Genomic DNA, 16,592 nt, shown 5'->3' with positions numbered 1-16,592 from the left:
TGTCAAAGACCTGAGCAGAATCGCCCTTCAGCATGAATTTAGATACAATTACACCCGGATGTCCAGTTGACCCCCGAGATGAGGCTGTGCGCTTTTTTCCATCATCTGTATCAGCGCTTGCCCTTGCTCATTGGCTTGATCCTTGGCCAGAGCAGCAACCTTTATACTTGCGGCTTGGGCCAAGCTGGCCTGACTCATACCTGTCGATAATGCTGCGATATCCATAATTCCAATCCTCCTTCATGATCAAGATTCTTTCTCTATATTTATCGGTTGGAACGGTTATTTTGTTTCATCCAATTGGAATTGGTGCAACAAATCTTGAAGCTGTTCGGCCAGACGGGTCAAATCGGCAGCGGAAGAACCGATCTCTTCCATCGAGGCGAGCTGTTCCTCGGCGGCGGCGGATACGGTCTCCGTATGGGATGCCGCTTCCTCAGCGATGCGCGTAATTTCCTCCATGCTGCTAACGACTGTGCCTGTTCCCTCTGCAACCCCGGCGGTAGAAGCAGCAACGTTATCGAGCTGCTTCGCCGATTTGGCTACCGCTCTACGGATGCGGGAGAAGGAACGACCGGACAGGTCAATGGAATTGATACCTTCGGTTACACGTTCTTTGGCAGATTCCATTGCGATCAGGGCCTCAGATACACCGCTCTGTATTCCTTGAATTTGTTCACGAATTTGCTGTGCTGAATGAGCCGAATTTTCAGCCAGCTTGCGGACCTCCGTCGCTACGACAGCAAAACCCTTGCCGTGCTCTCCTGCGCGCGCTGCTTCAATAGAAGCGTTCAGTGCGAGCAGGTTAGTCTGGCTGGCGATTTCGGTTATAACGGTGACAATCGTTCCGATTCGTCCGGATCGGTCACTCAAAGCGCTGACAATCGTATCGAGCTCTTCCACCGTTGTGCGAATGCCGTCAATGGAAACGACACTATTGCCGATATGCTCACTGCCTACATCCGACGCCTCAATGGCCTGTGCAGAATAAGTAGTCATTTCAGCCATGGTGGCAGTCATAGTTGTAATGTCAGCGGACATGCTGCTAACCCGTTCCTGATTATCTTTTGCGCTGCGGACTTGACGTTCACTGCCTGAGGCTACATCTTGAATAGCTACGGTCACATGCTCGATGGCACGGGTCGTTTGTTCTGCCCCTGCGGCAAGCTCTTGCGAGGAGGCTGACAAATTGCCTGTCATCGCTTGAATTTCTCGAATCATGTTACGCAGGTTATCCACCATTTGTTGAAAATACCTTGATAAATCGCCAATTTCATCCGAGCTTGAAGTCGCCACATCGATGGAAAGATTACCTTGGCTGATTGCATCCATGGAATTACGCAATCTTTGGATCGGCTTGAGAATACTGCTGATCAGCCAAAGTGCGAGTACACCGATAATGATGGCTGAAATCACCAGGACAACGATTGTCGTAACGAGTATCGGTTTGGCGGAGGCACTTGTTTCCGCTTGGTCCATCGTTCCGGCAATTTTCCAGCCTGTCAGCGCATTGGTTTTGAAAATCAGGTTTTTGGCTACGCCATTCAGATCATAACCAAAGCTGCCTTCCTTGGAGGCAAACAGTTGTGGCAGCATTTCACCAATTTTCGTACTTCCGCTGACTTCTGTCGGGTGGGTAACGACACGTTTGGTACCATCCAATATCATGATATAACCATTTTGCCCGATTTTTAAATTTGTGATTTCTTTCAAGTTGTTCAAATTCAGAGAAAGACCGAGAACACCGCTGTTGTCGGGAAGTGTACGTGAAATATACACAACGGGAACCTTGCTCGAATTGAGTTCGACAGAGCTGACTACGGTTTGCCCAGGTTTTTCAATGGCTTGTTTGTACCACGGACGCTCACGAGGATCGGTTGTATGTCCTGTGGATTTGCCAATGATGAGCTTACCTTCAGGAGTTCCTACAAATATGTCGGTAGCTTCCGCATGCATTTTCAAATACACTTGTAAGCTTCTGAGAATGTCTTCATCTGCTTCTGTACTGCTATCACTAACGGTTATCGTAGTAGAATAATATTCGATATCCGCGATTTTGGCTTGAATGGTTTGGGTAATTGCACGATCAGATGCGGTGACGCTTGTAGTCGCACTGTCGAGTAATTGACGGTCCGTTTGGTTATATGCTGCCTGATAGGAAAACGAACTGACAATAATGCTAGGTACGAGCATGACCAGCAGGAATGCTGCTGTCAATTTTTTGCGCAATGTTAAATTCTTCAGTAGTTTCAGTTGTTTCATCAAACCCCCTGCTTTCTATGTGCGTATTCAATTTCTAATATTTATCTCATATGTATTTACTATCGGTTATTTTAAGCCGAATTGATAGATTTATTGCTAATTTGTCCAATACGCTGAACAATTTCTTGCATAGCATGGAGTATCTTGCAATCTGGAGGGATGAGGTATGGGTTTTTTTCTGGATATGAGGAGCTCCACCAATTCATCACAAACAGGTGAGGGTCCCGATATACAGCTGGGTCCTGTACCGGAGCGGTTCGGTTTGATTACCCTGCGAACCTTTCTTGTACCGGGGCCGATTGTGACCTTTAGCGGTTCAATTGGGCTGGTTGGTGAACTTGGTGATACGTATGCGGTTGAAATCGTACGTGGCGCCGACTACGATCCGAGCGAGGTCGTCTATCGGGCCGAAGGGGTATTGGGAGCTACAGGGGCTAATGAAACACAAGCTTTTAATGCGCAGGATCTGTCCGCCCCATGGGCCATACAAACTGTATATTCTTCTTATATTTCTGGTATATCGACGACGGTTCGTAATGGTCCGGAGGTATTCACCGGCATCGCTTCGACTCCGTTTTTCTAAATATATCAGACGAGTATTTCCTTAATGTAGAATGCGGATATACGATCGTTTGTCGTATATCTCGCATTCTATGCCAGAGTCGATTCTGCTTCCCGAATTCTAATTCTTTAAAATCTCTCGCAAATACCCTATCAGTTCATCTGCTGCTTTGGTATGGGCGGGGAGCCCGGGATGGCTGCGAGATCCTATCGTTTCTTCCGTCGTGTTAGGCAGTTGGAACACGGACACATTTCGATCCCTCGTTCTTTTCTTATACGCGTCTACCGCCCGGTAGATCGCTGGCATCATCGGAGTACCTAGCATCCCATAGGCCCACACAATATGTGCGGCGGGATTACAGGTCCGAAGCTTGACAAGAAATTTTTTGACAGCGTTTTCAAAAGCTTGTAGATCTTCTTCGTTGAATGTGCCGTCCTCGTTCAAGCGTTGCTTGTACACTTTCCCGCTTGTTGGGTCCGTCCATGCAGGAGAATAAAAGGCTCCCCCGTCATTAGTCCCCAAATTCACCACGACCACATCCGGCTGCCATGAGGTAAAATCATGGTCAGAAAATGCCCCTAATGCTTCATTTCTTTCTCCAGTGAGCACACCACATACCTGCTCATAATATGCCGGTATGTTCGTATGCGGATTATTATCCCAGCCCGTTAGGACACCCCATCCGCTTTGTGACAGCACTCGGTAATCCGCATTCAGTGCTTCGGCAGTGATGGCTGTATAATTATGTAGTGCCGTGAACAGCATGGGAACCCAGTCTTCCTCCTGCTTCGCTCCAATCGTTCCTTCTCCCGAGGTAATGCTGTCACCGATAAATTCCACCTTGTGGGGCTTATCTGTAACCGGCAGCAATTCTCCGTCAACCTTCAGGGCATGAATTTGCAGCAAGCAGCGCGAGTCTGAACTCATAGGCTGGACATCCTTGACCACACGGACATTTTTGGCCGTGTCAGGGTTCATACCTCTCAAAAGACAAATCCAATGCCGTCCTGCGGTCACCATCAGGCGACTCATTGGGGCACCATTGATGACAATACTGATCCATTGCTCGTACACCTGATAATCGGCCTCTATTTCAATCCACAGCTCCGAGCCTTTGATATTTAATTCAATGCCGCTGCCCGTCCAAAACAGAGTTAGTGGTGTAAGGGTTTGCGTAGTTCGACCATGAACTTTGACATGCTTTGCTTTTGCAAGTGGATATATCTTCAGCTTCTTATTATGTGCCATTTCCAATATCCTCCTTATAATCTCCAAATTTAACTCTAGTTTCTATAATATTGTAAAATAAGTGACGAAAAATCTCAAAGTCTATTTTTAAGCAAGGAACCATTAATTCGCTTTGCCGAACATAACGATGTTAATCGCCTTGCCGAAGTCTATACCTACTTTGCCAGTTAATTCTGCCGTTTTTTGTGCCAACACGACTGCATTGACGCCACAAGAGAACAGCGCAATATCAAAATCATCTTTGTGTGATGTAATCCATTGGAGCGTTTCGGGCATCTGTTCATATTGGTGAAATGCAAATGTGCGCAATATGCAGCCCGTAAGGCTTGGCCTCAAGAACAGGCTTGACTTCAGCGGCCGTCCGGGTGACCAGCAGAACGCGTCGATCTTTCAGCATGTCCCAGAATGCAGGTGTCACAGCCAAATACCGATTCAGACAGGCGTGGCAGGTCAGCGCGGGGGAAAGAGCATAGTGAGCAAAAACCTGGTCGGTCAGCTCCCGCTTCAAATAGGACGGCGCTTTAATAGATTCATCATGATATGGCAATATGCCAGCAATGGTAGCTTTACGCACCGCCTCAGCTACTGCGTCTCGCAACTCCGTATTCGGCAAAAACAATCCTTTTTGACCGAGATTGGCTTTGACCGCCCAACGCTCCTGCAGCACCTTTTCCATCGGCCAGACGGTGTCCTGAGACAAAATCAAGTTTTCACCATCTCCAATACGAATGAGCGAGAAGGGCTGTTGTCGATCCAGTGCCAGCTTCAGGCAATGTAGCACCTCATTCATTTCCAGATACTTTGGATTAGACATATCATGTTTCCTCCCTGTTGAACTTTGTATTCTATCTGAACTTTGTATTCTATCATATGTCGAAAGCGAAAAGGTTTTTGTATGAACGGCTATTTCTTTTTGGATTCTACCTATTTTTACAAGAGCTGTTGTATTTGTACGTGCCGTTTTAAAAGTGTCTTCATAACTTGAGAGAAGAAGGTTTATAAGGGAGGAAGATCGATGAACCGCAAGATTGTGATTGAAATAAATTTTAATAACTATGGGATGAATCCCAATCGCCTGACACGTGAGTGGATTAGCGAGCGACTGGACATCTTCAGAACCTACACGCTACGGAGTTTGCTCAGTCAGACAAATGCGGATTTCCTATCTGTCGTCAAGCTGGCGGGCGGTTGCAGTGACATCGTGGAAGAGGAGCTGGCCAAGCGGGAGCCCATTCCCGACCACATTCGCTTCGGTACGAGCATCGAAAGCAAACGTCGTATGCAGGCGTATGTCGAAGGCGCGGACGAACTGCTCATTGCCCGCATTGATTCTGACGATTTGTATCACCGATCATTTGTACAACAATTGCATGATTATAAGTTTCAGCCAGACACGGTCGCGCTGGTGAACCAGCTAGGATACCTGTGGGATGCGGTTGAGGGTCAGATGGCACCGGTATTCCACCGTTCGCCTTCCTTTTATGTATTCCGCTATCAAGTAAAGGATTTTCTGAATGATTACCGTATCGTCATTCCCGGCAAGGGTACGCACGGATATGTAACGGAGCTTCCGCATGAGGTGATTCCGCTTCGCAACTATGTGAACGTTATTCATACTGCCAATACCTCGGTGAAGAAAGTGCCAGCCAAGGATCGGCTGACAGAGAGTGAAATGAACACTGTGTTGGCTGAATTTTTGGGAACGGGCACTGCCAATTCGTAACGGTCAGGAGGAGATTATATTGAATTGATGGACCGTGCGGGGCTTGGTGAGCTGCTTCGAGGAACGGAGTAACCGATGAAAGAGGTGGGTATTTTGCAACTTATCGAAAAAATAACTAAAGGAACTGTAAAGGTTGCGGTAATCGGCCTCGGTTATGTAGGGCTGCCTATGGCAGTGGAAATGGCAAAGGCCGGTTATGATGTATACGGTGTGGATTCCGATCCTGTCAAAGTAGCCAAGCTGCTTCAAAGACAGTCGTACATCATAGACATTGACGATAATGCATTGGAAGGCCTGATCGGTCAGCAGCTGCATCCGGTTACGGATATTAAGGTGCTGGAGCATGTGGATATTGTCGTCATCTGCGTGCCTACGCCGCTGACAGCCGGACATCAGCCGGATACATCCTATATCGAAACGGCTATTGATCAGGCGATACCACATTTACGCAGACAAGCGCTGCTGATTTTGGAAAGTACCACCTATCCGGGAACGACCGAGGAACTGATTCGGCAGGTGATTGAGCAGCGCAGGGGCTGGACGGTGGGGAAGGACTTTTATGTGTGCTTTTCACCGGAACGTGTCGATCCGGGCAGTGTTTATTTTAATATTCGCAACACACCAAAGGTGATCGGTGGCTGTACACCGGATTGTCTGGCCGCAGGAGCAAGCTTTTACGGCTCCTTTCTGGATCAAATCGTCCCGGTTAGCTCAACAACGGTGGCGGAAGCCGCCAAGCTGTTTGAGAATACATTTCGTAGCGTCAATATTGGAATGGTCAATGAGCTGACAGCAGCTTGTGAGAAAATGGGTATCAATATATGGGAGGTGCTGGATGCAGCGGCAACCAAACCATTTGGCTACATGCCTTTTTATCCGGGGCCTGGCATCGGTGGGCACTGTATCCCGGTCGATCCGTTGTACTTGTCGTGGAAATCCGAGCAGCATGGGTTTCCGCTGGAGTTCGTGAATTTGGCAGACCGCATGAACCGGCGTATGCCGATGTATATCGCGGAGCGAATCGAAGCGATGCTCGCGCAGAAAGGGAAAGCTATAAACAAGGCCAAAGTCATTTTGGCGGGCGTAGCCTATAAAAAAGACATTGATGATGTGCGCGAATCCCCGGCTCTTGTTCTGTTTGAGCACCTGCAGGAAGAGGGCGCTTCGGTAAGTTTTACCGACCCGTATGTAGCAAGCTTTAAGCTGAACGGTGAGGTGATCCGATCTCGGACGGCCAATGCCCAGCTATGGGAAAGCGCAGATATCGTAGTCATTACGACAGACCACTCGGTGCTGGACTACCAGCAGTTGGTGGACCATGCTCCACTGGTCTTCGACACACGCAATGCGACTGCGCATTGCACGGGTGGACACGTCGTGATACTGGGTCATCCCGGTGATGGAGGGGGCGCCGCTGTTGGCTAACCGTGATCAGGTGAATGAACGTTATTACGGACAGATCAATTCGGAGGAATCACATGAGGCCACCCGCCATAGAATCCACTGGATTTGCCGCCATGTGCAGGGCCGTACCGTGCTGGATGTCGGGTGCAGTCAGGGGATAACGTCCATTTTGCTCGGACGGGAAGGCTTTGAGGTGACGGCTATTGATTTGGAAGAGGACAGTATTTCATATGCCAAAAAAGAACTTCGTCAGGAATCTGCACCTGTCCGGGGAAGAGTTCACTTTCAGTTAAAGGACATTTCACAATTTGAACGTCCTCCCGGCGGCTTTGACACGATTATTTTAGGCGAAGTTTTGGAGCATTTTGCACATCCTCATCCCCTGCTGACCCATGCTTACCGGTTGTTGAATAAAAAAGGAACGCTTGTCCTTTCCGTACCCTACGGATACCATCCGTTTCACGATCACAAGCGGACCTATTATGCTGGAAGTCTGTCCCGAGTGCTGTATCCTTATTTTGATGAAAAAGCGCTGGAGGTCCATCACAAATATTTGTGCTTCGCAGGCTGCAAAAAGCCAAAAAAACTGCGCGACGTCCAGCCGGGGGCAGAGCATCTGACCCGCTGGATGAAGCTGGACGAGGAGCAGTTTCGTCTGGTGGAGCAGCAGCATGTTCGTAAAATGAACCAACGCAAGGCTGCACTGGACAAGGCAGTACAGCGAATCCGACAGATGGAGGAACAATTTTTTTCGCAGGGAAGGTATCCACTTACAGAACAGATGGACAAGGCGCAGGCAGAAGGGAGAGGGGATGGTGCAAAGTGACCGAACACACCATGATTGAACGACCGATGACCATCAGCTTGTGTATGATTGTGAAAGACGAGGAGCAGACACTTGCACGTTGTCTGGACTCGGTCGCGGGCCTGATGGATGAAATCATCATTGTGGACACGGGATCGACGGATCGGACGAAGACGATAGCCGCCCGTTATACGGATCGGCTGTATACGTTCGATTGGGACGATGATTTTGCAGCCGCCCGCAACGAATCGTTCGATCAGGCGACGTGCTCCTATATTATGTGGCTGGATGCGGACGATGTACTGCTGGGACCCGATCGTGAGCGCCTGCGTTCCTTGAAGCAGCGTTTGTCTGTGGATATCGACGCCGTGTTGATGCCGCTTCATCTGGCAGAGGGGGAGCAGGGTGAACTGTTGTTCACCTCACGCCGTATCCGTCTCGTGAAGCGGGAGCGACAATACCGCTGGGAAGGGCGGCTGCATGAGGATTTGGTGATACCCGCGGGACGAATCGTCCATTCGGACGTGGCTGTGACGCACCGCCGAATGGACAACCACACGCTCCGTAATCAACGTATCCTCGCCCGCTGGATCAGCGAAAGTGGCAAGCTGGAGGGGCGATTGCTGTATTTTCACGCGAATGAATGCTTTGACCGCAAGGAATATGCCGAGGCGGCAGAGGCGTTCAACCGTCTGTTGGCGGAGCCGAGCGGCTACCGGGAGGATCGGATTACCGCTTGCGCGCGATTGGCGGAATGCTATCTCCATCTCGGGAAGCCGGAGCAACAGCTGGATAGTCTGCTGCACTCCTTCCGATACGGTGTGCCGCAAGCAGATTTATGCTGCATGATCGGTGACTGGTTTTTCACGCGCAGCGAATGGAGCACTGCGGCGTACTGGTACGAAAAAGCACTGGAGCAGCAGCAGCATGCTACTGATTTAAGACCTGTTCCAAGGCCATGCTACTCCTGGTTGCCCCACGTGCGGCTCAGTCATTGCTACGCCCATTTGGGTAAGCTGAACGCATCGTATGAGCATAACCGGACCGCTTTACGTTATTTGCCTGACGATCCGCATTTGCTGGCTAATGAGCGCAAGCTCAGGGAGGCGATTCCCGATCCATCTTCCACCGCCCCTCCTTTAAAATAATTCAAGCTGTTCCGGTCCTTCATTCTCCTGAGGTGGTTTGCGGGGTGGAAAAGGCTTGGGGTCCATGCCGAGCAGCGTCATCAGCTGCTTGGCGTTAGCGGCGGCATCTCCTCCCGAATTGTTATTGAAAATAACGCAAATCTCACGGCTCTGCTGCTCCAGCTCCAGCAATCTGTCTCTCCATTCGGTCAATTCCTGTTCATTGTACCGATACAGATAACGAACCTCCCGCCAGTTGGGCGCAGAGCTTTGATTCCAGCCGGAACCATTTCGTCCGTGGAGACGTACGATCGTCAGGTTGCTGTCTGTAGCCTGCGGCACAATGGGAACAGAGCCCGGTCCGGCCTGCGGCTCGTCACATACGCTGTGTATCCAGCCTTCCTCGTGCATGAATGCCAGCGTTCGTTTCCGAAAATCGGGTGTAAACCAGCTTTGATGTCTGAATTCAAGTACGGATGGGACCTCTCCCATCCTTTTTTTCGTGTCTCGCAATACGGCTACATTCTCGCGTGTACAGTCGAACCAGGGGGGATACTGAAACAGCACCGCCTTGAGCTTGCCCGCTTCGCGGAGAGGCTGTATGGATGCATGCAAGGCTTCATACATTTCATCGGTTGTTTTAAAATAAGGCTGCTTGCCGCGTGTATGTCCGGTCATGCCTTGATAGGCCTTGACGAGAAATGAAAAGGAGTCAGGGGTTTCGGCCGCCCAGCGTTCCATGCGATCCGTGGGCTGCACCGCATAAAAAGAACTATCCATCTCCACCACCGGAAAATGACTTCCATAGACGCTTAATTTTTGATTAGCTTTGGTGCCGATCGGATACAGGTCATCGTGATCGCCCCAACCCGTCAGTCCAATTTGAATCATGGCTTTGCCGCTCCTTTCCTTCATAAATACGCTCAAGAGGCGTTCCCACGATACATTTTAATGATAAAATAGGGTGAACTGCATGAAGCTGGCATGAAGTTCCTATGAACATTTAAGCTTAATTACGATTATTGTAACATGTTCCTTATTCAGAATTTTGCAAAATCCTTATTTGTAATGCTTTTGAGTTTCCAGTTTTGTGCATTTATATGCTCAATATAAAAGACTGGTACAATAAAAATACTAGGATGCTCTGTGGACATCCTAGCATTTTTACTCAACTAAGCTTGTTTCTTCTTATACCTGTAGTGCTAGCTGTATTCGCAGCGGATATATCGGGAAGCAGTTTTCCTGCCGACACGCCTCGAGATCTAAAACCCTTTTCCCCCGAGCGGCTGAACCTTTATAGTACTGGCCTCCGCAATCAAATGGCGGCAACGCCCGATGAGTTCAAGCACTTTTTCGTTTTTCAGAGAAGCAGCATGCGCTTCCTGGCTCTCCCAAAGCTCCGTGATCCACAGATCGTCCAGATCGTCTTGAGCCGCGTGCAAGATATAATAGATGCAGCCCTCCATATTGTTCAGCGTTTCTACGGATTCCAGCATCATTTTCGCGAGTTCTTCCCGTTTCCCCGGGTGGGTTGTCAATTTTCCGAACATGGCGTATTTACTCATTGTCCATTCCCCTTTCTTCTTTGTGCGATCCGATAACATCGTTTCATAATGCGCTAATCATAATGTGCGAACATTCGAGCACTGGCCTCAACCATTTTCCCGACCAGTAGCTCCGACTCGATCTGCAATGCTGGCACAACTCATTTAGCACCTGCTCCTGTCCACTTGCCCGAGCGAAGCATCCAAGAGGATCGATAACATGTTGTCCACTTTCGTCATAGTCCAATCCCCTTTCCCAAAATCGTCCGCTCTTATACGACAATCACTCTAAAGGTGTCATTCCCTTATCTATCCAAGTCTCGTAAGTCGGGCCATTCCGAGAAACCGAAACTATAATGAAAATACCTAATGGCCGTTTATGTATGTCAATATTTGGAGGATTCGCTGCTCCTTTCCTTCATAAATACGTTCAAAAGGCGTTCCCACGATACATTTTAATGATAAAATGGAGTGAATCGCATGAAGCTGGTATGAAGTTCCTATGAAAATTTTAGCTTAAGTATGATTATTGTAACATGTTCCTTATTCAGGATTTTTACAAAATCCTTATTCGTAATGCTTTGGAGTTTCCAGTTTGAAAAAGCTAATATAATATGTAATAGAGTGAAATGAGCTCATGGAGGAGAAACGATATGGCAGAATGGTACGAACAAAGCTTTGGGGAAGATTATTTATTGGTATATAAGCACCGCGACTTTCAGGGAGCCTATCAGGAAGTGCAGAAAATGATCTCCTGGGTCAAATTACCGCAAGGCTCCAGTGTATTGGATTTATGCTGTGGTATGGGACGTCATTCCCTTGCACTCGCCGATGCGGGCTATAAGGTGACAGGTGTGGATTTGTCCGGTGTGCTGTTGAGAGAGGCGCATGCTGCTGATCCCGAAGGGCGGGTAAGCTGGCATCAAGGGGATATGAGAGCGGTGCCGCTGGATGAGAGCTTTGACGCGGTGGTGAATTTGTTCACCTCCTTCGGCTATTTTGAGCAGGATGAAGAGCAGCTTAAAGTATTAAAGGAAATTTATCGGCTATTGAAGCCGGGAGGACGCTTTATCATAGATTATTTGAACCCGGCCTACGTGGCCCTTCATCTGGTGCCGCATTCGTCACGCGAGGATGAAGGGAATTGGATTGAGGAGCATCGGGTGATTGAAGATGGATTTGTGAAAAAACAGATCGCAATTCGTTCATCCGCATCGGCTGCGACTGCTAAAGCCGCTGCTGGTTTGGATACGACTGCCGCAGGAGAGGAATCAACACGTGTGTATCACGAGCGTGTAAAGCTCTATCCATATGAAAAGTTCCGCGCATTGCTGGAACAAGCCGGGCTGTCTGTAGAACAGGTGCACGGAAGCTATAATGAAGATCAATATATCGAGGATGCTTCGCCCCGAATGATTTTTGTCGGCATGCGGGCTTGAAACGGAAAGGCGGATGGAAAGCCATGAAATGGCCAGAGCTTACACCGTGTGAAGGGATAGATGGAGGCTTTCAGGTCAAAATATCGATGTCCTTTCCGCTGCGTTGGGTGAATAGCTATGTGCTCAAGGGGCAGCACGGCTTTACGATTGTAGACCCTGGTCCGCGCAATTTGGACACAGAGGCGGAATGGGTGCATGTCTTCCAGCAGCTGGGGATGTCCTTTGCGGATATCTCGGACATTGTGGTGACCCATCATCACCCGGATCATTACGGATTGGCTGGCTGGATGCAGCAGCAAAGTCAGGCACGTGTACATATGTCAGCTCGAAGCCATCAGGAAGCGATGATGATGTGGGGTGGGCAGGCATCAACTGCTGCGATGGAGCATACGCTTCCCGCTTTTTTTGTCCGGCATGGCTTCCCTTTGGAGCAGGTGCCCGACTTGGTAGCCCATATGCTGCAGGCGTATGCGCAAGTGAATCCACAGCCTGAAATTACAGTCATTCCTGTTAGGGAGAATGCCTGTTTGGAGCTGGGCGGACGCAGCTGGCTGCCTATTGAGACAGGAGGACATGCAGCCGGGCATGTATCCTTGTATGAGCCGAATAGCGGCGTGATCCTGTGCGGTGATGCGGTCTTGCCGCAGATTTCGCCCAATATCAGCCTGCTGCCGGGAAGTGATGCCCAGCCCTTGCAGTCTTATATAGACGGCTTGCAGCGTCTGGGCGAGCTGGAGGTGGCATGGGCGTATCCGGGGCACCGCAATCCGTTTGGTACTTTTCATGAACGGACGCAAGCGTTGCTGGCGCATCATGAAGAACGGCTGGAGAAGTTCGAGCAGTTGATTCAGCCGGAAGGGAGCACCGCCTACGAGCTATGTATAGCCGTGTTCGGTGACAAGCTGGGTATTCACCAACTGCGATTTGCTATGTCGGAGACGCTGGCTCATCTGGTGGAACTGGTGCGCCGTGATCGGGCTTGGATAAGCGATACGGAGCAGAATATGCGCTTCCATGCCCTTGGCCGGGAATAGTTTACCGAATATAGCCAACAAGACATAGCAACATGACATAGCAACATGATCAAGCGGCATGCATGCCGGGAAAGAGGCTTTTATGGATCTGCTGCTGCTGGGAGCTACCGGACGCGTAGGGCGGTATATATTGGAGTATGCATTGGCGGATGGTCATACCGTTACGGCCCTTGTCCGTTCAACGGACAAGCTGGAGGAATACGCTTTAAAATACGGGACACAGCTCCGAATGGTACAAGGGGATGCTACCGATGCCGAGGATGTAGCACGAGCGCTGGCGGGCGGAGTGGCGGCTGTTATCAGCGCACTGAATACGGATGGAACCACTACCTTATCCGTGAATATCGACCTGCTGATCCGACACATGCAGAAGCAGTCGGTTGCCCGTCTTATTACGGTAGGGACAGCAGGGATTTTGCAAAGCCGCACCGAACCGGGCTTGTATCGGTATGAGTCCTCTGAGACCCGGCGACGTAGTACCCGTGCGGCAGAGGAACACCGGCGGGTGTACGAATTGCTGCGTACTTCGGCGCTGGACTGGACCATTGTCTGTCCAACCTATCTGCCGGACGGTGCGCGGACAGGCATTTATCGTGTGGAAAAAGACTTTTTGCCCGAAGGCGGCTCACAAATTTCCACCGCTGATACAGCTGATTTTACCTATCGTCAATGGAAGAGTCACGAATTTATACATGCACGTGTAGGCATTGCCTATTGATCGTAAAACGCAAACATAGCTGCAAGCTTCATTTTTAACATGAGTCAGAGCGCGATAAGTGTACCTACTTATTTGCGTTCTTTTTCGTATTATTAGGTCAGCCAGAAACAGGGAGTCTTTGAAGGGCTATCCCACTAAAAAAGGATATGACCGCGACGAATGGCCGATGTGTGATGAAGGTGGTGCAGGTGCTGATATTAGATACATAAGCCCTAAAGATAATAGAGGGGCAGGATCATGGGTAAGTCATCAGCTAGATAAATATGCTGATGGAACAATGGTAAGATTCATAGTGAAATAATGATAAGGACTCATACCAGCTTCTTGAACTGGTATGAGTCCTTTTTTTGAAAGTTATTTCTTTTCCCCTAACAAGCTGTACGATAATAAGGAGCCAGACAACATAAATATTAAGTTAAGATTTGAAGATAGATAATTTCCTGCTAAATAATAAATTATGACTAAAAGGGAGGGGATGAAGGCAAAGATAAAAATATTTTTTTTGAATACAAGCTTCAAACTTCCAGTGAAAATTAACGAAAAGTATATTCCTAGTAATAGATATAAAATCCACTCATAAGTTAAATACGGTTGATATTTGAAAGTAATTGACATTTTATTTTGGAGATATTCATCAAATAGATTAATTAATTTCAAAAATAACATTAATCCCATAATCCAGGCAAAAATTAATATTTTTTTCATTATTTTTCCTCCAAAAAGGTTGTTTTATTTATACAATTTCTTAATAATAGTATCATAACATACAATATGAGGAAAATTAATGAAGAAAAAACTAATTCTTTTATCAGTTGTAGGCGCTCTTTTACTAGCACCAGCTTTTGCTTTTGCAGACTCAAGTTCTAATGTAGTCGACCCAGAGGGAAAAGCTACATACCAGGTTGACAAAGCTTTAAATGTAGAAGAAGTCATTGATCGCGCTAAAAAAGGAATCAGTGACTTGGATATTGGAAACACTGTAACAGAGTCTACTTACAATATTGATGGAAAAGAGTTTGATGTCAAAATATACAGAACTGCTAAGCTGGTAGGAAGAGAAGTTAACCAATCGTTAAGGATTTCCAATGTAAATGATAGTAATGAGTTGAACATCTACGCTATTTCTGCCGCTGCAGTGTATGATAGTTCAAGATCTGAATCAAAATCAGATGAAAGTATATCAGTAACTACTTATTCGACTTTTTATATGGCAAAATCTACTGATGAAAATGGTGTGCTGTATGGTAGTCTAGTAAGCGCAAATGGAGGCTGGAGAATAAATGACCATACCACTCCAGTTTCAATAACTGCAAAAAAATTTAGACTTGGACAAAATGGTATGATGAGAAATGGCCCTACAGATTCTCAATCACAAGGCTTTGCTTTAGGCGCTGGTCCTGGTACTTTTAATCACACTTTAAAATATGGTTGGAAACCAGTTGCATTAGGGCAGAGAGGGCTTTTCAAATCAATGATAGGGGTAATAACTGAAGCTGAGATAGTAGTTCACGGAAATAGCTCTAAACTAGTACTTATTAATACTTATGAATAATAAAGCTACCTAATATAAACCTGATTTTTTATAGGTTAGATTTTATATTAGGGGGAATTTTAAGGGGGTTTAGCGTGTCTTAAATGCTGGAGCTTCCTTTCCAATATTATTAGTAAAAAGCTCTGTTAACCTTATGGTCGGCAGAGCTTTTTTTGTGTACGCCCAGCATAGGCGCCATCTCTAGGGTGAAAGTCCCGTACGGGGGCTGGCGAGCACCTACCGTGAACCATGACATCCTCATGCTAGAATACTAAGTTCTAGCTTGGTCAGGCCATGATTATGCCTGGCCTTTTATTTGACAAACCATCAGGATTAGAATACTATGGTTCTTGTAGGAAACGATGTTTCTGAAAAGTGAGTAAGGTTTTACATTGAGGACGGCATTATCTTCAAAGTAGTCATCGTCTTTTAATAAGCAAAAGGAAGTGTATTGAATCATGTCCAAGTCATCGCAGCCCTATAAAACCTATTCGGAAGTGAAGCTTCAGCAGCAGCAATTGCTCCGTAAAAATGTTATTGATGCCGCATGCCTCCTTCTTGTAGAGGAAGGGCCTGAGGCCGTGACCGTGCGACGGGTTGCGCAGAAATTAAGCTGTTCAACCAAAATTATTTACAGTATCTTCGGCAGCAAAGATGGTCTGGCCAACGAGATGTACTTGGATGGATGCCGACTGCTGGCAGGAGCCTTTCAGCAAGTACCCGTCACCGAAAACATACTCGCTGACTTGGAAGCCTTAAGCTGGGCGTACTGGGAATTTGCACAGCTTCATTCAGCCTATTACAAAATGATGTTTGGCGGGGCCTTATCTGATTTCAAGCCGGATGAACAGAGCCTGGAAGGTACGACTACGGCCCTGTCCCGAATCCTGCAAACCGTCGTACACGCTATGGAGCAGGGTCAATTGGCAGAGCAAGATCCGTTGCTGGTCGTCCGAATGCTGTGGTCTGCCTTACACGGGGTTATACACCTGCAATTTGCAGGTCATTTTTCGGATGCAGCTATGGCCCAAGAGATTTATGCATTTACGATAAAGCAGACGCTGGCTGCATGCAAGGCCCCTTCATTGTAAGTATAGGATTTGAAATGTACTGAGGTCGTCATAGTGGATGACTTCAGTTCATTATAGAGTAGTGGTAACAATGTTTCTGAAATAAAACAACGATACTATGGAGG

Annotated in this window: 16 protein-coding genes and 2 pseudogenes; 11 read left to right on the top strand and 7 right to left on the bottom strand. The window is 47.8% G+C overall.

The features are described from left to right. Positions 1–48: 48 nt before the first annotated feature. Both BAZ21_RS11635 and BAZ21_RS11630 read right to left on the bottom strand, forming a co-directional pair. A complete protein-coding gene (locus tag BAZ21_RS11635) occupies positions 49–225 on the bottom strand; it encodes a YjfB family protein (RefSeq protein WP_068500300.1) in 177 nt (58 codons plus the stop codon). A gap of 57 nt (positions 226–282) precedes the next feature. Next, entirely contained in the window at positions 283–2,262 is a 1,980-nt protein-coding gene (locus BAZ21_RS11630) for a methyl-accepting chemotaxis protein (protein ID WP_068500298.1), read from the bottom strand. 166 nt (positions 2,263–2,428) lie between these two features. On the opposite strand from BAZ21_RS11630, the gene BAZ21_RS11625 reads away from it, so the two are divergent. Further along, positions 2,429–2,845: a hypothetical protein gene (locus BAZ21_RS11625; protein ID WP_068500295.1), complete on the top strand. Its 417-nt coding sequence runs from the start codon at positions 2,429–2,431 to the stop codon at positions 2,843–2,845. Positions 2,846–2,944: 99 nt separating this feature from the next. Here the strand turns inward: BAZ21_RS11625 and BAZ21_RS11620 are convergent, their stop codons facing one another. Both BAZ21_RS11620 and BAZ21_RS11615 read right to left on the bottom strand, forming a co-directional pair. Next, complete coding sequence (locus BAZ21_RS11620; RefSeq protein ID WP_068500292.1) at positions 2,945–4,072, bottom strand: SGNH/GDSL hydrolase family protein; 1,128 nt, start codon at positions 4,070–4,072, stop codon at positions 2,945–2,947. A gap of 102 nt (positions 4,073–4,174) precedes the next feature. Further along, positions 4,175–4,886, bottom strand: a pseudogene (locus tag BAZ21_RS11615) (GT-D fold domain-containing glycosyltransferase). 201 nt (positions 4,887–5,087) lie between these two features. On the opposite strand from BAZ21_RS11615, the gene BAZ21_RS11610 reads away from it, so the two are divergent. The 4 genes from BAZ21_RS11610 to BAZ21_RS11595 all read left to right on the top strand — a co-directional run bounded on the left by BAZ21_RS11610 (position 5,088) and on the right by BAZ21_RS11595 (position 9,152). Continuing rightward, positions 5,088–5,795 (top strand): glycosyltransferase, encoded by a 708-nt coding sequence (locus BAZ21_RS11610; protein ID WP_068500287.1) that lies wholly within the window; start codon positions 5,088–5,090, stop codon positions 5,793–5,795. Positions 5,796–5,870: 75 nt separating this feature from the next. Next, positions 5,871–7,220, top strand: coding sequence for a nucleotide sugar dehydrogenase (locus BAZ21_RS11605; protein ID WP_068500284.1), 1,350 nt, complete (start codon positions 5,871–5,873; stop codon positions 7,218–7,220). Beyond that, positions 7,213–8,025 carry a class I SAM-dependent methyltransferase gene (locus tag BAZ21_RS11600; protein ID WP_068500281.1) on the top strand — a complete coding sequence of 271 codons (813 nt, stop codon included), beginning with the start codon at positions 7,213–7,215 and terminating at the stop codon, positions 8,023–8,025. Before BAZ21_RS11605 ends, BAZ21_RS11600 begins: the two co-directional genes overlap by 8 nt. Positions 8,026–8,036: 11 nt before the next feature. Further along, positions 8,037–9,152, top strand: coding sequence for a tetratricopeptide repeat-containing glycosyltransferase family 2 protein (locus BAZ21_RS11595; RefSeq protein WP_068500916.1), 1,116 nt, complete (start codon positions 8,037–8,039; stop codon positions 9,150–9,152). Here the strand turns inward: BAZ21_RS11595 and BAZ21_RS11590 are convergent. Together BAZ21_RS11590 and BAZ21_RS11585 are read right to left on the bottom strand one after the other, a co-directional pair. Next, positions 9,144–10,022 carry a DUF72 domain-containing protein gene (locus BAZ21_RS11590; protein WP_068500278.1) on the bottom strand — a complete coding sequence of 293 codons (879 nt, stop codon included), beginning with the start codon at positions 10,020–10,022 and terminating at the stop codon, positions 9,144–9,146. The two genes, BAZ21_RS11595 and BAZ21_RS11590, sit on opposite strands and share 9 nt — an antisense overlap. 371 nt (positions 10,023–10,393) lie before the next feature. Beyond that, positions 10,394–10,696, bottom strand: coding sequence for a putative quinol monooxygenase (locus BAZ21_RS11585; protein ID WP_068500276.1), 303 nt, complete (start codon positions 10,694–10,696; stop codon positions 10,394–10,396). 632 nt (positions 10,697–11,328) lie between these two features. On the opposite strand from BAZ21_RS11585, the gene BAZ21_RS11580 reads away from it, so the two are divergent. From BAZ21_RS11580 to BAZ21_RS27860, 4 genes and pseudogenes are all read left to right on the top strand, one after another. Further along, positions 11,329–12,114, top strand: coding sequence for a class I SAM-dependent methyltransferase (locus BAZ21_RS11580; protein WP_068500274.1), 786 nt, complete (start codon positions 11,329–11,331; stop codon positions 12,112–12,114). Positions 12,115–12,137: 23 nt separating this feature from the next. Continuing rightward, entirely contained in the window at positions 12,138–13,148 is a 1,011-nt protein-coding gene (locus tag BAZ21_RS11575) for an MBL fold metallo-hydrolase (RefSeq protein WP_068500913.1), read from the top strand. A gap of 82 nt (positions 13,149–13,230) precedes the next feature. Then, positions 13,231–13,866 (top strand): NAD(P)-dependent oxidoreductase, encoded by a 636-nt coding sequence (locus tag BAZ21_RS11570; protein ID WP_068500271.1) that lies wholly within the window; start codon positions 13,231–13,233, stop codon positions 13,864–13,866. Positions 13,867–13,972: 106 nt separating this feature from the next. Next, positions 13,973–14,167: pseudogene (locus BAZ21_RS27860) on the top strand (NucA/NucB deoxyribonuclease domain-containing protein); the annotation flags it as partial. A 53-nt stretch (positions 14,168–14,220) separates the two neighbouring features. Here BAZ21_RS27860 and BAZ21_RS11565 read toward each other — a convergent pair. Beyond that, a complete protein-coding gene (locus BAZ21_RS11565; protein ID WP_068500270.1) occupies positions 14,221–14,571 on the bottom strand; it encodes a hypothetical protein in 351 nt (116 codons plus the stop codon). A 79-nt stretch (positions 14,572–14,650) separates the two neighbouring features. Between BAZ21_RS11565 and BAZ21_RS11560 the strand changes: the two genes are divergently transcribed. Then, positions 14,651–15,418, top strand: a complete 768-nt coding sequence (locus BAZ21_RS11560; protein WP_068500267.1) for a hypothetical protein — start codon at positions 14,651–14,653, stop codon at positions 15,416–15,418. Positions 15,419–15,855: 437 nt separating this feature from the next. Continuing rightward, a complete protein-coding gene (locus BAZ21_RS11555; RefSeq protein WP_068500264.1) occupies positions 15,856–16,488 on the top strand; it encodes a TetR/AcrR family transcriptional regulator in 633 nt (210 codons plus the stop codon). The last annotated feature ends 104 nt before the right edge of the window (positions 16,489–16,592 follow it).

It is taken from the genome of Paenibacillus kribbensis (genome assembly GCF_001705305.1).
Taxonomy (GTDB): domain Bacteria; phylum Bacillota; class Bacilli; order Paenibacillales; family Paenibacillaceae; genus Paenibacillus; species Paenibacillus kribbensis_B.
This window is presented reverse-complemented; position numbering and strand designations above follow the sequence as displayed.